Origin of the sequence: Sulfurimonas sp. HSL-3221 (assembly GCF_021044585.1) — a bacterium.
GTDB lineage: Bacteria > Campylobacterota > Campylobacteria > Campylobacterales > Sulfurimonadaceae > Thiomicrolovo > Thiomicrolovo sulfuroxydans.
Genome location: NZ_CP087998.1, coordinates 2080285 through 2096658, shown reverse-complemented (window position 1 = coordinate 2096658; position 16374 = coordinate 2080285). Strand labels below are relative to the sequence as shown.

The window sequence follows — 16374 nt, the reverse complement described above, 5'->3', positions numbered from 1 at the left end:
CGGGGGCGCTCTTTCGCGCCTCCACGGGGGTGTGAGAGGCATGATGAAAGTTCTTTTCCTGTCGGTTTGTATGTTTGCGGGTCTGAAGGCCGGCCTGTTCGAGACGGATACGCATGAGAAGGCGTCGCAGCGGATGGGTCTGCTGAAGCAGTTCAAGGAGAATGCCAGCGACGCCAGCGCGATCACCAAGCGCGGCGAATACGCGCTGATAAAGGGGCAGGAACAGAGCCTTGCCCGTATCCGGGCGGAAGTGCTTACGCTGGGCCTGCCGGAGCAGGAGCGCACAGCGCTTCTCAGCGATCTGGATACCTACAAGGAGACGGTCCGGGGCATCGGCACGCAGTTGCAGAAGAGCGCGCCGGAGCTTCATCAGCACTACCGCCGGCTTCTCGACGGCCTCGGTGAGTTCAACAGGCGTCTTGGCAGCATCGGACTGCGGGAGCTGCTGCACGGCTGGCGGGAGCTGAGCCGCGTCAAAGGGCGCTTTGTCAAGGAGCCGGATGCGCGGCTGGCTAAAACGTTCGATACGGCTTGGACCGAAGTCAGTGTCACCATCTCGGAACTCTATCTCGACGAGGAGATGGAAGCGCCCCTGTTGGAGTACCTCGATGCGTACAAGGCTTATTTCGAGGAAGTGAAACATGCCTATAAAGCAGTCGGTTATGCCGATGTCAGCAGTCTGAAACCGCTGACCTACAAGATCAAAATGCAGATGGAGATGATGGCGCCCCGCCTCGCCGAGCGCCACTGAGCCGTGCGGGTGTCGGCACACGATTCCGTTTACGGCTGACATGGTATCCTGACGAAATGCACCGGGCGTTTTCCCGGGTAGCGTTACCGAAGGAGCGGCCATGAAAAAAGTGATGATCCTCAGCGGTGCCGGCCTCAGCGCCGAGAGCGGTCTGCGGACCTTCCGCGACCACGACGGGATGTGGGAAGAGTACGACGTCATGCAGGTCTGCTCGACCGAGGGGTGGGAAGCAGACCGGGAACTGGTGACCCGTTTCTACAACGCCCGCCGTCACGATCTGGCGGACAAAGCGCCCAATGCGATGCACCGGGCCATCGCCGAATTGCAGCGGCGCTACTCCGGGCAGATCTGGAACCTGACGCAGAACGTCGATGACCTGCTGGAGCGGGCGGGGTGTGACGAGGTGATCCACCTGCACGGTACCCTGCGGGATCTGCGCTGCGAAAGCTGCGGGCACCTTTGGGATATCGGCTATGCCGGGCAGACGGAAGATGACTGCTGCCCGCGCTGCGAGAGCGCCGCCGTACGCCATAACGTCGTCATGTTCGGCGAGAGCGCGCCGATGTACCGTCGGATCTACGAAGCGGTGAACGATGCGGAGCTCTTCGTCGCCATCGGCACCAGCGGGCAGGTGATCGATATCGTCCCCATTGCCCGGGAGTTCGAACACTCCGTGCTCGTCAATCCCCGTCGCGAGGAGTACGTGACGATGTTTGGTTCCTTCGAACAGAACATCGACGCTTTCTTCTCCGACTTCCTCCAGATGGGCGCCGTGGCGGCGGCCGAACCGCTGACGGGGCTTGTGGAACGCTTTTTGCATGAATGAAGGCAGCGTTATGAAATGGAAATGAGACGTTGCCGTAACAGGGAGGAGATGAAACGCCATTATCATTGCGCCATCTTGCATCCGGAGTGAGCAATGAAAGAGACGACCTTTGAAATCCATCATCTGGAAAACGGTTGGGGCTGGCCCGATATCGACAGCGACGAAGTCGCGGTAGAGTACCTCTGCGAAGAGCTCGAGGTTCCCGAAGAGCTGATCAGCGAGGTTCACTGCTGCGAAGGGACAATGCAGCTCTCTCTGATCCCCGGCCGCGGCTATATGCGCGACGACTGGTATGTTAACCTGATACGCTGCGCCTGAGGGATGCGGCGCATTTTCGCGCTATAATCCCTCTATGCTATTACCTCTCTTCCCGGGGCGTCGCGATGCGCTCCGCCCTTAAGACCATCGCCGACTTTGTGCGGGGACATCATGTCCTGACCCTCGCCACGAGCCGCGACGGCATTCCCTACGCCACACCGCTTTTTTACGCGTATGACGATGCGCGCAACTGCTTCGTATTCGCCTCGTCGGAGGAGACGGAGCATACTGCCCAGATGAAAGCGAATCCTTCGGTGGCGGCAGGCATCGCATTGGAAACGGATACGGTCGGAAAGATCCGGGGGCTGCAGTGCCGCGGCCGGATCGTCGTAGGCGATGCGGCGGACGCGCGCTGCTACTTTGCCCGTTTCCCCTATGCCAAAGTGATGCGTCCGACACTGTGGCGGCTGGAGCCCTCCTGGATGAAACTGACCGACAACCGGCTCGGTTTCGGAAAGAAGCTCATCTGGGAAGCTACTCCCCCCTCTCCGGCGTCACCCCTTTCAGAAAATCCCTCTCCAGCCTGAAGGCGTCGGGGCGCGCGTAGTGGCCTGCGACGTCGAGGTTCCATTTCGCCCCTTTCTGGCGCATGGGGTCGATTTCGGCGTAGAGGATCCCCTCTTTCTGGTAGAGTGGCTCGGCGAGCACTTCGCCGTTCGGACCGGCGATCATGCTGTTGCCGCTGTTGATCCATTCGCCGCTTTCGCGGTAATAGGGCTCAAGCTCGGGGAGGGCGTCGAGCACGCTCTGCTTGCGCAGTATCATGCAGCAGCCGGCGATGTAGACGCGCCCCTCCTTGCCGATGTGGCGCATGCTTGCCTGCCAGGCGCTCCCCTCATCGTAGGTCGGTGCGGCATAGAGGGCGATGCCCCGCTCGTAAAGGCTCTGGCGCACGAGGGGCATATAGTTCTCCCAGCAGATAAGCCCGCCGAGCCTGCCCATGGGCGTGTCGTACACCTCCAGAGTTGCGGGGTCGCCGAAGGCCCAAACCGTGCGCTCGGCGAGAGTCGGAACGAGTTTCTGGTGGTGTCCGAGCACGCGCCCCTCCGGCCCGATAAAGAGCAGGGTGTTATAGACAGAACCGCCGCTTGCGCTGCGTTCGTTGATGCCGATTGCCAGGTAGACGTGCGCCGCTGCTGCCGCGTCGCAGAGGCTCTTTACCTCCGGGGAGGGGAGGGCGACGGCGGCATCGAGGAAACGGGCGTAGAGGGACTGGTTGAGAGCCATATTGCCCGGAGGGACCTGCCAGATCCAGTCGGGATAGCCCGCGATGAAGGCTTCGGGGAAGACGATGAGCTTCGCCCCTTTCTCCGCCGCTTCGGCGATGAGGCGGCACGCTTTGCCTATGCTCCCCTCCGGGTCGAGGAAAACGGGCTCCGCCTGGACGGCGGCGATAGTGAAGGTTGCGGAGGACATGGCAGACTCCTTCCGGTCCGCAGGACCATGCTTTCATTATCCCATCGATGCCTATACAGGAAACTTTTATCGCGCGGTTAGGGGCGCCGCTCTAAGGGAAGGGGGTTCGAATCGAATTCCCGGTAGAATGTCGTCAAAAATACGGAGTGTACCCATGAACAGAGCTTTACAGATGCTGCAGCTGCAACAGCAGCTTAACGATGCCACGAACGGAGCAGACTGGGAAGCGGGTACGACCAAGAACGGCAAGGCGATCAACTGGAAGCGCTGCATCTACATGGAGTGCGCGGAGATGATCGATTCATTCGCATGGAAGCACTGGAAAAACATCGCCGCCGACCCCGACTGGGCCAACCTGCAGATCGAGGTCGTGGACGTCTGGCACTTCGTCATGAGCCTGGTGCTGCAGGAGTACAAGCAGCGCGATCTGGGCAGCCTCGATGACGCGGCGAAGGCGATCGCGATCATGCCCTTTTACGAGATGCTCAACGACGCGGCGGAAGGATTTGCCGTCGAACGTCTGGTGATGGCCCAGGTGGAGTCGGTAATGAAAGATGCTCTCGACGGCAAGCCCGACCTGACCAAGCTGCTGGCCGACTTCTTCGAACTGGTCCGTATGAGCAACCTCGACCTCACGTCGCTCTACCGTCTCTACGTCGGCAAGAACATCCTCAACCGGTTCCGCCAGGACCACGGTTACAAAGAGGGGCACTACGTCAAAATCTGGAACGGGGAAGAGGACAACGTCGTGATGAAGCGGCTGTGGGAAGAGAAGGGAGATATGACGCCCGATGAACTGTACGAGGGGCTCGAAGCATCCTATCCGGGTGCCTAGCCTGGCACGCCGGCGGGAGGCTTCGCCGCAACACAAGCATCAAGAAATGTGCTTCAGAAAAGGGGGTGATGATGGCAAAGATCATGTCAACCATAGGACTCTTTTTCACGCTTTTCGCGGGGGCGGTGCTATGCGCGGAATCTGAAGGCGTGCGCGATATCGTCCCGGACGCTCCGAAAAAGGTCGAGATCGGGCTGATGGGGGTCGCGCTTTTCCAGGAGGGGAAGAACGACCCGTTAGAAGATCTGTTCCCCGGCGTGGGTGTGCGCGCCGCCTATCGCTTTTACGGCAGATGGTCGGCGGTCGCCGAGCTGTCGGCTGCGTTCGATGCCGCCTATGATCTTCCCGGACATGGGCATGTCAACGTGACGGATTATATGGCCGGCATCGATTATGATCTTTTCCCGGAGTCTGGCGCCGTGAAGCCCTACCTCTCGCTGGCCGTAGGGTACCGCACGATCAGCGGTGTCACCGGACGGGATCAGTGGCAGGTCCTGCCGGGCCTCGGGTGCAAATTTCCCCTGAATGACGCATGGCAGCTCGTCGTGGAAGCGAAAAAACGGTTCAATCTGGATGAGAATGAAACGGGATGGCTCGGGATGATCGGCGTGAGTTATCTGTTCGGCGCTGGTGACACGCAGAGCGCTGCGCACGCCGTCGAAGCTGCACCGGAGCCGGAGACAGTTGAACCAGACGCTGTACCTGTAGCGGCTGCCGCGGAGCGACCACAGGAGACGGACAGCGATGATGACGGGGTGCTCGATTCGGAAGATCACTGCCTCGGCACGAAGGGCGGCGTGCGCGTGGATGCGAAGGGGTGCCCGGTGACGATGGCACAGGTCGTACACTTTCCCTATGATTCTGCGGAGGTTTCCGCAGCGCGAAAAACGCAGATACATGTGCTGGTGCGCTTTTTGAATGAGAACCCCGCCTATAAGGTCATATTGAGAGGGTATACGGACGGTTCCGGTACGCCCGCCTATAACCAGAGACTTTCCGCGCGCCGTTCGGAGGCCGTCAAAACGCTGCTGGTGAAGGCGGGGATCGATCAGAAACGCATTGTGGCACTGGGCAGAGGCATGCGCGATCCGGTGGCGGACAACGCCTCAGAGGAGGGACGGGCAAAGAACCGTCGCGTCGAGGCGGAGTGCGTCGTCGAGTAAACGCCGGGGTCCTGCTGCTCGGCGGGAAGGGGCCGACACCCCGCACAGTCGTCAGTCGGCTTGTGCTATCGTATCAGCAAGGGCATTTTTACGCTCCATCAGCGTCAGCAGCGCCATGAAGAAAGCGGTGATGGCAGGGCCGAGGATCATGCCCCAGAAGCCGAAGCTCGTCAGGCCTGCGATGATGGCGAAGAAGATGATGAGCTCGTTACGCTTGCTCTCGGTCGTGGAGAGGCGGCTGTCGATGCTTTTGATGATGACGGGTTTGATGAAGGTGTCGGCGATGACGGAGATGACGATGATCGTGTACAGCGCGATGAACACGGCGCTGCCGACATCGCCGAGGGAGAGCTCGTAAAGGGAGAAGGGGACCCACATCAGCGCGCCGCCGATCACGGGGATGAGGGAGGCAAACCCGAAGAGAATGCCGAAAAGCAGCCCGTTGTAGCCCATAAAACTGACGGCGATGCCGAAGAGCGCCCCCTCCAGCGCCGCCGTGAGCAGAATGGAGTAGAAGACGATGCTCATCACCGAAGAGACTTCCGAACCCAACAGGCGGGCATCATCGGGCGGAAGGTTGATGATGTGTTTGAAATAGCCCGCCAGCCGTTGTCCGTAGAGGTGCGCGAAGAAGTAGAAGACGATGATCATGAAGGCGTTCTTGACGAACGACGCGCTGATGCTGCCGATGGTCCCGGCGTAGGCCAGGGCCTTCTTGGTCAGTTCGGCGGGATCGTACGAGGCGATAAAGTTCGAGACGTATGACTTGGAGTGCCCGGAGAACCCCGGCGCGCGTTCTATGAGCTCCTGCAGATAGTCCATGACCGATTCGAGGGTTGTGGGGTCGAAGTGCTGCAGATAGATAGTAATTTTGGCGAGAAAATAGCCCAAAGGGGCGAAAAAGAGCAGTGCCATCATCAGGGTGGAGAGGGCCGATGCCGCGAAGACCGAGCCGGTCCACTCCCGCAGACGCCGTTTGAACGAAAAGGTCGAGACCGCCAGCAGCGAAGCGATCAAGATGCTCATCAGGTAGGGGCTGTAGAGCAGGTACATCCAGTAGAGTGACGCCGCGAGCAGGATGGCAAAGATCGTCTGCGGTTTCACGCTGTACCTCCTAAAAGAGCCCGCTCTGTTCGGTGGGCGGGGTGAGCCGGAGCACATCGTAGCACTTGGGCGTGGCGACGCGCCCCCTGGCGGTACGCTCCAGGTAACCGTTGGCGAGCAGGTAGGGTTCCAGGACATCCTCGATGGTCCCCTCATCCTCGCTCAGCGCCGCGGCGATGGTGCTGAGCCCCATGGCCCGCCCCTTGGCCTGGACCAGCAGCTCCAGCAGGCGGAGGTCCATCTCGTCGAAGCCGTGGGCGTTGATCCCCAGCTCGTTCAGGGCGTAGACGGTGCGTTCATGTCCAATGGTTGTTTCGTCGGCGACGTCGGCAAAGTCCCGGACCCGGCGCAGCAGCCGCAGGGCGATCCGCGGCGTTCCCCGGGAGCGGCGGGCAATCTCGAGCGCGGCGTCGTGCTTGATCGGCTTGCCCAGCTTCTCCGCTGCCTGCATAATGATGCGGGAGAGCTCTTCGGGGTGATAGAAGTTCATGCGGAAGTTCATGCCGAAGCGGTCGCGCAGGGGGTTTGAGAGCATCCCCGCCCGCGTCGTCGCCCCGATCAGGGTGAAGCGTGGCAGGTCGATCTTCACCGTCTGCGCCGCGGGGCCGCTGCCGATGATGATGTCGAGGCGGAAATCCTCCATGCTGGGGTAGAGGATCTCCTCAACGGCGGGGGAGAGGCGGTGGATCTCGTCGATAAAGAGGATGTCCCCCTCTTCGAGGTTGGTGAGGATGGCGGCCAGGTCGCCGCTCTTTTCGATCATCGGGGCGGCGGTGACCTTGATGCTGCTGCCCATCTCGTTGGCGATGATCAGCGCCAGGGTCGTTTTCCCCAGGCCCGGAGGGCCGAAGAAGAGGGTGTGGTCCAGGGCTTCGCCCCGCTTTTTGCTCGCCTCGATGAAGACGCCGAGATTCTTTTTGATCTGTTCCTGGCCGATGTAATCCTTCCACCCCTCGGGGCGCAGGGAAGTTTCGACTGTCTCCTCGGCGCTGAATTTTTCGATCTCTACGATACGTTCCATCGTTACTGTCCCACCGGATATTGTTCCGCAGCTTTGTACTCTTGATAGGGCTGGTCGTGCTGCCCCTCGCAGGCACGCCGCTCATCGGGGCTGGTGATATTGCGGCAGTTCTGTTTGGCGATGTCATGCGCCATGTCGTAGCGCATTTCATTGGAACAGCCGCAGGCCAGTACCCCCAAGGTGATTACAAACACGGTTTGAGCGATCAATACGTATGCTCCTCTGCCGGGAAGGTGCGCGCCACGACCTCCTCTTTGTACTGCGTGACCGCCGCTTTGACCGCGTCGGCACCGTGCATGTACTGCTTGACGAATTTCGGTACGAAGGGCTCATAGAGGCCGAGCATGTCGGAGAAGACGAGCACCTGCCCGTCGACGCCGCTGCCCGCGCCGATGCCGATGACGGGGACGGAGACGGCTTCCGCGATCCGCGTTGCGACGTCGGCCTTGACCCCTTCGACGACCATGCAGAAGGCGCCGGCCGCTTCGACGGCTTTGGCATCCTCGATCAGGGAGAGGGCATTCCCCTCGTCCTTGCCCTTCACCTTGTAGCCCCCCTCGCCGCGCACCGCCTGCGGGAGCAGGCCGATGTGGCCGCAGACGGCGATGCCGTTGGCCGTGAGGTGGGCGATGATACCGGCCTTGTCCCGGCCCCCCTCGATCTTGACGGCGTCGGCCCCGCTCTGCTGGTAGACGGCAATCGCGTTGTCCAGCGCGCGCTCGGCCGTCGTATAGGTGCCAAAGGGCATGTCGCAGATGACAAAGGTGCCTGGCGCCCCGCTGCAGACGGCTTGGGTATGGTAGATCATCTGCTCGAGCGTGGCGCTCAGGGTGTCCGGTTTCCCGGCAAAGCTCATATTGAGCGAATCTCCCACGAGGAGAATGTCGGCAATGGGGTCGAAAAGGCGTGCGAAGAGGGCGTCGTAAGCGGTGATCATCATCAGCGGTGTCCCGCCCTTGGCCTTTCGGATGGCACCGACGCTCAGCTTATTAGCCATTGGTTGCTCCTGCGGGCATGCCGGAACAGGGGGAAAATCCCCTTTCCGGCGCCCTAGTCAATTGAGAGCGATTTTATCCAAAAATGCTACAATTGCGGATAAATATGGCAGGCCGCCGTCCCGTTGCTAAGGGTGGCGGCGCCCGAACACGGGCAGATCCGGTCAAAGGGTAATTGGTGGAAAAACAACTGGTGGGCTACATTACGACGGGCTATCCCGACAAAGATTTTACGATCGACCTGGCGCTCTCGATGGGGGAGAGCGGTGTCGATTCGCTGGAGCTGGGTATCCCCTTCTCCGATCCCGTCGCCGACGGTCCGGTGATTGAGGCGGCGAACTACGTCGCCCTGGAGAACGGGTTCCGCTTCAAAGACGTCCTGGACGTCTCCCGCGCCGTGGCGCCCCGCGTCGATACGCTCTGGATGGGCTACTTCAACCCTTTTTACCAGTTCGGGATGGAGAAGGTCCTTCGCGAGGCGAACGATCTCGGTGTCAGCGGCCTGATCGTCCCGGACCTGCCGCATGAAGAGGCGGCCCTCTACGCCGATGCCTTTGCTCAGCACCGCATCAGCAACATCGCCTTCGTCGCACCGACGGATACGGATGCGCGGGTGAAAACCGTCGTCAGCGCGGCGCAGAAGTTCATCTACCTCGTTGCCTACGCTGGGATCACCGGTGCGGGCAAAAGCGAAGATCTCGGCGAGGTCGTCGCGTCGATCCGCCGCCACACGCAGACGCCTGTTTACGTCGGTTTCGGCGTTAACGAAGCGACGGCGAAGGCGAAAGCGGAGGGGGTCGACGGGGTCATCGTCGGCTCGGCGTTCATCAACGTGCTGCTGCGCGAAGACCTTTCGCTCTCCGAAAAGATCAACCACTGCAGCCGCATCGCGAAAACGATCAAAGAACGCATCAACGAGTAGGGGGAAAGCCTCCCGTTTTTTAGCCCCTCTTTATGGCGTATCGGCTATAATTGTCTTCTAAGCCTGAGCGGTACGAGCTCTCGCATTTCAGGGGGTTCTACATATCTATTTTATGGACGGTGTAGCCGCTTCTGTGTGCCGGTGATCTTGCTTGAAGGCGCAAGCCTGAGGGACTGCCGCCTGAGGAAGCCCTCAGTCCGTATTATTTTGGCTTTGAGAACCAAAGCTATCTTGCGGAACGGCCGCCCGGGTTTAGATGCCGCTTTCATTCAAGAAGATGCCGTCTTTTTGAATGAAAACAGCAAGAAGGATCGGCAAAAGAATGAATGTAATGGTTATCGGCAGCGGCGGGCGCGAATATGCGATCGGGCGCGTACTGGCACAGGATGAAGCGGTAGAGAAGCTCTATTTCGCACCGGGCAACGGGGCGACGCCGATGCTGGGCGAGAATGTTGCGATCAAGGAGTACGATGCGCTGGCGGACTTCGCGATTGCCAACAGTATCGACCTCACGATCGTCGGGCCGGAAGCGCCCCTTACCGAAGGCGTTGTCGACATCTTCAAAGCGAAGGGGCTAACGATCTTCGGCCCCTCCAAGGCGGCGGCGCAGCTTGAGGGCTCCAAGGTCTACATGAAGAACTTCCTCGCCAAGTACGGTATCCCGACGGCCCGCTACATCGAAACGGACCATATTGAGACGGCCTTCAAGTTCATTGAGACCCTGCCGACGCCGGTCGTCGTCAAGGCCGACGGTCTCTGCGCGGGCAAGGGCGTCATCATCGCTATGAGTCACGACGAGGCGAAAAAGGCCGCTTCGGAGATGCTTAGCGGCGCCTCCTTCGGCGACGCGGGCAAAAAAGTCGTTATTGAGGAGTTCCTCGACGGCTACGAACTCTCCATGTTCGCCATCTGCGACGGCGAGGATTTCATCCTGCTGCAGGCGGCACAGGACCACAAGCGCCTTCAAGACGGCGACCAGGGGCCGAATACGGGCGGGATGGGTGCCTACGCGCCGACGCCGCTCGTCAACGACGAAATCTACGAGAAGGTCAAGGAGCGCATCGTCCGCCCGACGCTCGACGGGATGCAGGCGGAGGGCGCACCCTTTGAGGGGGTCCTCTTCATCGGCCTGATGATCGTGAACGGCGAACCGATCACCCTGGAGTTCAACGTCCGTTTCGGCGACCCGGAGTGCGAGATCCTGATGCCGCTGCTCAGCTCCCCGGCAAGCGAACTCTTCTACAAGGCCGCGACGAAGCAGCTCGATACCCTGGACGTGAAGTTCAAGGACGAATACGCTGTCGGCGTTGTCATGGCAAGCCGCGATTACCCCTACAGCAGCAGCGAACCGGCGGAGATCGTCGTCGACGAGATCGTTCACACCGAACTGGCCGAACACTCGCATATTGCCTACGCCGGCGTCAGCGAGAGTGACGGCAAGCTTTTCGCGACCGGGGGACGGGTCCTCGTCTGCGTCGGAACGGGCAAGAGCATCCGCGAGGCCCGCGACCGCGCCTACCTTCTCTGCGGCCAGGTGCACTTCGCAGGGAAAAAACTGCGGACCGATATCGCTTACCAGGCCCTCTAACCCGTGAACGAGACGATCGAAACGCTGCTGCACCGGCATGAACTGCAACTCGCTTCCATCCCGAAGCGGGCCCTGGCGTTCCTGATCGACGAGCTCCTGCTGAGCCTGCTCTTTACGATTATGCTCTGGGGCCCTATTTCCAAGGCGGAGGATATGGAGACTTTCCTCTTTGTTACCAACGCCTATGCCCTGGAGTACCTGGGGATGAAGGTCTTCTACCAGACGCTCTTCATCGCCCTCTACGGTGCGTCGCTCGGAAAGATGGCGATGCGGATCCGCGTCGTGGCGATTGAGGACGGGGGGATCCCGGGCTGGCTGCCGGCATTCAACCGCGCCGTCTTCCGCATTCTCAGCGAGATCATCTTCTACCTCGGCTTTATCTGGGCGATGTTCGATCCCAATAACCAGGCGTGGCATGACCGCACCGCGCGCACCGTTGTCGTCAATGCCTAGGTTCCTGCTGCTCCTTCTTCTTTTTGTATTGTCCGCGCTGCGGGCGGAAGAGCAGATTGAATTCTTCGCGACCCGGCTCGATTCGAACCTCAGCGTCGTCCATGCGAGCGGGGATGTCCTCGTCCTGTACAAAAGCTACTATCTGAGCGCCAACGAGGCCTATTTCGACCGCAACAGCAGTACGCTGGAGCTTTTCGGCAATATCGTCGCCATGCAGGGGTCGGAGTACTTCGCGATGGGGGATTACGCCAAGCTCGATGTCGCCAATAAGAGCCGGGAGTTCTCCCCCTTTTTCATGCTCGACCGCCATACGAACGTCTGGATGAGCTCCTCGCGTTCGGGGGCGGAGGACAAGGACTTTACGGTCGATGACGGGATGGTCTCAGGCTGCGATCCCAACGATCCCTTCTGGGTGCTTTACTTCTCCAGCGCCGATTTCGACAGTGAATCGCGCTGGATGAACGTCTATAACGCCTACCTCAAGATCTACGGCATTCCCGTCTTCTACTTCCCCTATTTCGGCTACTCCCTCGACAACCGCCGCCGCAGCGGTCTGCTGGTGCCCTCCTTCGGTGTCTCCAGTACGGAAGGGTTCTTTTTCGAGCAGCCTGTCTATATCGCGATCGATCCCTCCTGGGACGTTGAGCTGCGTCCGCAACTGCGCACGGAGCGGGGCGAGGGGGTTTACGGGAAGTTCCGCTTTGTCGATTCGAACGTTTCGGAAGGGTCGCTCCAGTCGGGCTATTTCCAGGAGAAATCCTCTTACGTCAACACCTATGACCTGGCCAACTCGAACCACTACGGCTTTGATCTTTTCTATACCAATACGGCGGTGCTGCAGCGCTGGCTGGGGCTAGACCTTCCCGGGCAGTCGGGTCTCTATGCCGACATCAGCTGGATGAACGATATCGACTATATCAACCTCTCTTCCAACGATACTGTGAACTACGCCACCTCCAACCAGGTGCTCTCGCGGGTGAACCTCTTCTACAACGAAGAAGATACCTATTACGGCATGAACCTCCGCTACTACCTCGACCTGAACAAACAGAGCAATGCCGACACGCCGCAGAACCTTCCGATCCTCCGTTACCACCGCTATATCAACACCTTCCTCGACGAGCACGTCTACTATACCTTCGATCTCCGCGGCAACAACATTTTCCGCGAAACGGGGAAACGTGCGGTCGAAGGGGAGGTGGACCTGCCTGTCACGCTGCAGACCTCCGCGCTGGAGGATTACCTGCTGCTCTCCTACAGTGCGCGCCTAAACGGTAAATACATCACCTTCGGAAACGAGCCGACGACCGTATCGGCCATCCCGACGGGCGGCGCGTATGAAACGGGGCTTTTCGGGCGGATCTACCATGTCTTCAATGCGGGGACACAGGTGACGAAAGCGTTTGAAGGTTTCAGCCACACGGCCGGACTGGACCTCGCCTATACCAAGGCCGGCGTTGATGATGCGACAGGCTACTACGAAACCCAGCAGACGCTCTGCAGCGGGAGCGATTCGGCGCTCTACCCCGAGTGCGACTTCTATGCCGTCAACGAGATCGAAGAGGCGCTGGATCTGAAGTTCAGCCAGTTTTTCGTCAATGACGTGGGCGAACAGGTGCTCTACCACCGTCTTTCGCAGCGCCTCTCCTTCGACCGGAACCAGGATCAGCTCAGCGAGCTGGAAAACGAACTGGACTGGCAGGTGACCCCGGAAGTCTCGCTCTATTCGGATGTTTTTTACAACTATGACTACCACCGGGTTTCGAAGATGCTCAACGGCGTCCGCTACAGTGACGGCGCGCTCAATATCGGAGCCATGGACCTCTATGAAGACCAGCCCGACGTTAACGGGACAAACCGGGTCAATTACCTGACCTTTGACGCCGCATATCGCTATAATGACCACTATCGCTATTTCGGCCGGTACGCCTATGATCTGGAGGCGAATGTGAAGAAGTTTTCCGAGGTCGGCTTCGACTACACGAAGCGCTGTTGGAAATTCGGGATGCGATACGTCGAGAACAACCGCCCGATCCTGACCAACGCCCAGGCCGACTCGCTTCTGGAGAAGTATGTCTATTTCACCGTCGAACTCCGCCCCATCGGGGGGACCGAGGTCAACTACAAACTCAGCGATGCATTGGATGGTTCGTGATGAAACTGTTTGAAGATAGAAAAGCGGCCGTTTCGGCGCTGAATGAGCTGCTGCCGCTGCCGCAGATGCAGCGTGAATCGTGGATACTGATCGCGCTCTCCGAGGGGGGCATCGCACTGTGCCAGGAGCTCAACGTCCGAATGAAGCTCAAGGTCGACTGGCTGCTGGGCGAATCGATTACAGCGCCCCAGAACCCGCAGTGCGAACTGGGGAGGGTGAGCGAGACGGAGGAGATCGTGATCAACGACGACCTCGTCAAGGCCTTCGGCATCCAGTATGACTACGTCTACGGCGAGGCGCACCGCAAGCACGAAGAGAAGATCCTCTCCCGGATCTACCACTATCGCAAAGGGCGCCCGCTGACAACCCTGCGCGGCAAAAAAGTGTTGCTTGTCGACCAAGGGGCGGAGAGCGGATTGAAGCTGATGTGCGCGATCAAAACCGTCCTTTCGCGCTCGCCCGATGCCCTCTATGCCTGTGCACCGGTGATGCCCAAGGAGGTCTATGCGGCCGTCGAACCGCTCTGTGACGCGCTCTTCTGCCCGCACGTGCTGGAGGATTATATAGAAACATCATGTTATTATTCAGAACTAGAAGATGTTTCGGATGAAATGATTATTAAGATACTAGGGGACTAAATGGATTATGATGTACTGGTAGCCGTCGAGAACAGAACGGAAGAGTATGCGCTTACAGGCGTGGCCCGACAGGCAAACGGAAGCGCATGGCTCAAGGCCGGCAACACGGTTGTCCTGGCCACCGTTGTCATCGACGAGACCGAATTCGTCGAAGAGGGGTTTCTGCCACTGACGGTGCAGTACATCGAGAAAGCGTACGCCGCGGGCAAGATCCCGGGCGGTTTCATCAAGCGCGAGGCCAAACCGAGCGATTTCGAAACACTGACTTCCCGTATCATCGACCGCTCCCTGCGTCCGCTCTTCCCTAAAGGGTTCGCCAACCCCGTCCAGATCACCGTGATGGTGCTCAGCGCGGATGAAGATGCCGACCTCCAGGTGCTCGGCCTCAACGCCGCCTCGGCGGCCCTGTATGTCTCCGACATCGACATTGACATCCCCGTCAGCGCCGTCCGTGTGGCGAAGGTTGACGGAGAGGTCTTGTTCAACCCGACGCTGCCGCAGCTTAAAAACAGCACCCTGGACCTCTTCCTCGCGGGAACGGAGTCGGACCTGCTGATGATCGAGATGCGGGTTCAGGGTTCGGTGGAGACGGAGCTGCTCGACACGATGATGGTCGACCCGCTCGTCGATCCGGCGCTTGCCGCCGAGACGATCGCCCGCTACCGCAGCAACGCGATGGGCGAGGATGATTTCATCGTCCTGCTTTCCGAAGCCCAGCAGCTGCTGGCGACGGCCAACGTCTCCTATGCGAAGGCGTTCGCCCCGTTCAAGAAAGAGACCTTCAAACTCACCTGCATCGCCGCGGAGCCGGATGAGCACCTGATGGCCTACGTCCGCGAGCAGCACAGCGACGATATCGCCGCGGCCATCGCTCAAATGGCGCGCACCGAGCGCTCCACGGCCCTGCGCAACCTGCGCAAAAAGATCCTCGATGCGGAACCGGAGTTCGACGAGCACGCCCTTAAAAAAGCGATCGAAGCGGTCAAGCGCGAAACGGTCCGCGTACAGATCCTGCAGACGCAGACCCGCGCAGACGGCCGCCGTCTCGACGAGGTACGCCCGATCAGCATTCTGACCAACGTTCTTCCCTCCGTCCACTCCTCCTGTCTCTTTACCCGTGGCCAGACCCAGGCCCTGGTGACACTGACCATCGGCGGCAACAAAGACGCCCAGATGTACGAGGAGCTTACCGACAGTTCGGCGCAGTACGAGAGCTTTATGGTGCACTACAACTTCCCGGGCTTCAGCGTCGGGGAAGCGTCGCCGGTCCAGCCGCCGCGCCGCCGGGAGCTGGGACACGGCAACCTCGCCAAGCGCGCCCTCGAACCGGTCCTGGAGGCCCCGGGCCAGACCGTCCGCCTCGTCTCCGAGATCCTCGAGTCCAACGGCTCTTCCTCCATGGCGACCGTCTGCGGCGGTTATATGGCACTGAAAGCGGCGGACCTGGAGACGACCGATCCGATCGCCGGCGTGGCGATGGGACTGGTCAGCGAAGGGGACCTGCACATGGTTCTGACCGACATTACCGGCCTCGAGGACCACGACGGGGATATGGACTTCAAGGTCGCGGGCTCCAAAGAGGGGATTACGGCGCTGCAGATGGACATCAAGCTCGGCGGCATCTCCCTGGAACTGCTCAAAACGGCCCTCTATCAGGCAAAGGCGGGGCGCGCCCACATCATCGATATCATGGCCGATGCAGAGAACAAGATCGAACTGAGCGAGGAGCTGCCCGGCAGTGACTTCTTCAGCATCGATCCCGACCGTGTCGCCGATGTCATCGGCCAGGCAGGCAAGACGATCAGAGAGATCATCGAGAAGTTCGAGGTCGCGATCGATATCGACAAGAAGGCCGGTAGCGTGAAGGTGACGGGCAAGAACCGCGACGGGGTCAAGGGCGCGCGCGAACATATCGAGCAGATCGTCTCCGTACCGAAGATGGAAAAACCCGAGTACCATGTCGGCGACATCGTCAAGGGGCGGGTCAAGAAGATCGTCGATTTCGGCGCCTTCATCGAACTGCCCGGCGGCGTCGACGGCCTGCTGCACATCTCAAAAATCTCCGATTCGCACGTGCGCAACGTTTCCGATGTTCTGAGCGAGGGGGACGACATAGACGTCGAGATCCTCGAGTTCAAAGGGACCAAAATCAGCCTCGGCCGCGCCCCGGCCGCCTAAGCCCTCCCGGG

The 16374-nt window shown here is 60.0% G+C and carries 17 protein-coding genes; 12 read left to right on the top strand and 5 right to left on the bottom strand.

Annotation, left to right across the window (positions count from 1 at the left end):
* Positions 1 to 40 precede the first annotated feature (40 nt).
* The 4 genes from LOH54_RS10745 to LOH54_RS10730 all read left to right on the top strand — a co-directional run bounded on the left by LOH54_RS10745 (position 41) and on the right by LOH54_RS10730 (position 2422).
* Positions 41 to 751, top strand: coding sequence for a hypothetical protein (locus tag LOH54_RS10745; RefSeq protein ID WP_231019074.1), 711 nt, complete (start codon positions 41 to 43; stop codon positions 749 to 751).
* Between the two features lie 100 nt (positions 752 to 851).
* A complete protein-coding gene (locus tag LOH54_RS10740) occupies positions 852 to 1577 on the top strand; it encodes an SIR2 family NAD-dependent protein deacylase (protein ID WP_231019073.1) in 726 nt (241 codons plus the stop codon).
* Between the two features lie 93 nt (positions 1578 to 1670).
* Entirely contained in the window at positions 1671 to 1895 is a 225-nt protein-coding gene (locus LOH54_RS10735; RefSeq protein ID WP_231019072.1) for a hypothetical protein, read from the top strand.
* A gap of 65 nt (positions 1896 to 1960) precedes the next feature.
* Positions 1961 to 2422, top strand: coding sequence for a pyridoxamine 5'-phosphate oxidase family protein (locus LOH54_RS10730; RefSeq protein WP_231019071.1), 462 nt, complete (start codon positions 1961 to 1963; stop codon positions 2420 to 2422).
* On the opposite strand, the gene LOH54_RS10725 is transcribed toward LOH54_RS10730, so the two are convergent.
* Positions 2370 to 3311: a carbon-nitrogen hydrolase family protein gene (locus LOH54_RS10725; protein ID WP_231019070.1), complete on the bottom strand. Its 942-nt coding sequence runs from the start codon at positions 3309 to 3311 to the stop codon at positions 2370 to 2372. The two genes, LOH54_RS10730 and LOH54_RS10725, sit on opposite strands and share 53 nt — an antisense overlap.
* 154 nt (positions 3312 to 3465) lie before the next feature.
* Here LOH54_RS10725 and LOH54_RS10720 point away from each other — a divergent pair, with 154 nt between their 5' ends.
* Both LOH54_RS10720 and LOH54_RS10715 read left to right on the top strand, forming a co-directional pair.
* Positions 3466 to 4146, top strand: coding sequence for a dUTP diphosphatase (locus LOH54_RS10720; RefSeq protein WP_231019069.1), 681 nt, complete (start codon positions 3466 to 3468; stop codon positions 4144 to 4146).
* A 71-nt stretch (positions 4147 to 4217) separates the two neighbouring features.
* Positions 4218 to 5309, top strand: a complete 1092-nt coding sequence (locus LOH54_RS10715; RefSeq protein ID WP_231019068.1) for an OmpA family protein — start codon at positions 4218 to 4220, stop codon at positions 5307 to 5309.
* Between the two features lie 51 nt (positions 5310 to 5360).
* Here the strand turns inward: LOH54_RS10715 and LOH54_RS10710 are convergent, their stop codons facing one another.
* From LOH54_RS10710 to panB, 4 genes are read right to left on the bottom strand one after another with little or no spacing between them, the layout of a single operon-like run.
* Positions 5361 to 6413, bottom strand: coding sequence for an AI-2E family transporter (locus LOH54_RS10710; RefSeq protein ID WP_231019067.1), 1053 nt, complete (start codon positions 6411 to 6413; stop codon positions 5361 to 5363).
* 10 nt (positions 6414 to 6423) lie between these two features.
* Complete coding sequence (gene ruvB, locus LOH54_RS10705) at positions 6424 to 7434, bottom strand: Holliday junction branch migration DNA helicase RuvB (protein WP_231019065.1); 1011 nt, start codon at positions 7432 to 7434, stop codon at positions 6424 to 6426.
* 2 nt (positions 7435 to 7436) lie between these two features.
* Positions 7437 to 7628, bottom strand: a complete 192-nt coding sequence (locus LOH54_RS10700; RefSeq protein WP_231019064.1) for a hypothetical protein — start codon at positions 7626 to 7628, stop codon at positions 7437 to 7439.
* 11 nt (positions 7629 to 7639) lie between these two features.
* Positions 7640 to 8431, bottom strand: coding sequence for a 3-methyl-2-oxobutanoate hydroxymethyltransferase (gene panB, locus LOH54_RS10695; protein ID WP_231019063.1), 792 nt, complete (start codon positions 8429 to 8431; stop codon positions 7640 to 7642).
* Positions 8432 to 8607: 176 nt separating this feature from the next.
* Here panB and trpA point away from each other — a divergent pair, with 176 nt between their 5' ends.
* The 6 genes from trpA to LOH54_RS10665 all read left to right on the top strand — a co-directional run bounded on the left by trpA (position 8608) and on the right by LOH54_RS10665 (position 16363).
* The gene (gene trpA, locus LOH54_RS10690) at positions 8608 to 9351 is read left to right on the top strand and encodes a tryptophan synthase subunit alpha (protein WP_231019062.1); all 744 of its coding nucleotides are present in this window, start codon (positions 8608 to 8610) and stop codon (positions 9349 to 9351) included.
* Positions 9352 to 9673: 322 nt separating this feature from the next.
* Positions 9674 to 10939: a phosphoribosylamine--glycine ligase gene (gene purD / locus LOH54_RS10685; protein ID WP_231019061.1), complete on the top strand. Its 1266-nt coding sequence runs from the start codon at positions 9674 to 9676 to the stop codon at positions 10937 to 10939.
* Between the two features lie 3 nt (positions 10940 to 10942).
* Entirely contained in the window at positions 10943 to 11392 is a 450-nt protein-coding gene (locus LOH54_RS10680) for an RDD family protein (RefSeq protein ID WP_231019060.1), read from the top strand.
* On the top strand, positions 11355 to 13547 hold the full coding sequence (locus LOH54_RS10675) for an LPS-assembly protein LptD (RefSeq protein WP_231019059.1): 2193 nt from the start codon (positions 11355 to 11357) through the stop codon (positions 13545 to 13547). Before LOH54_RS10680 ends, LOH54_RS10675 begins: the two co-directional genes overlap by 38 nt.
* Entirely contained in the window at positions 13547 to 14185 is a 639-nt protein-coding gene (locus LOH54_RS10670; protein WP_231019057.1) for a phosphoribosyltransferase, read from the top strand. Before LOH54_RS10675 ends, LOH54_RS10670 begins: the two co-directional genes overlap by 1 nt.
* Positions 14186 to 16363, top strand: a complete 2178-nt coding sequence (locus tag LOH54_RS10665) for a polyribonucleotide nucleotidyltransferase (protein ID WP_231019056.1) — start codon at positions 14186 to 14188, stop codon at positions 16361 to 16363.
* Positions 16364 to 16374: the final 11 nt, after the last annotated feature.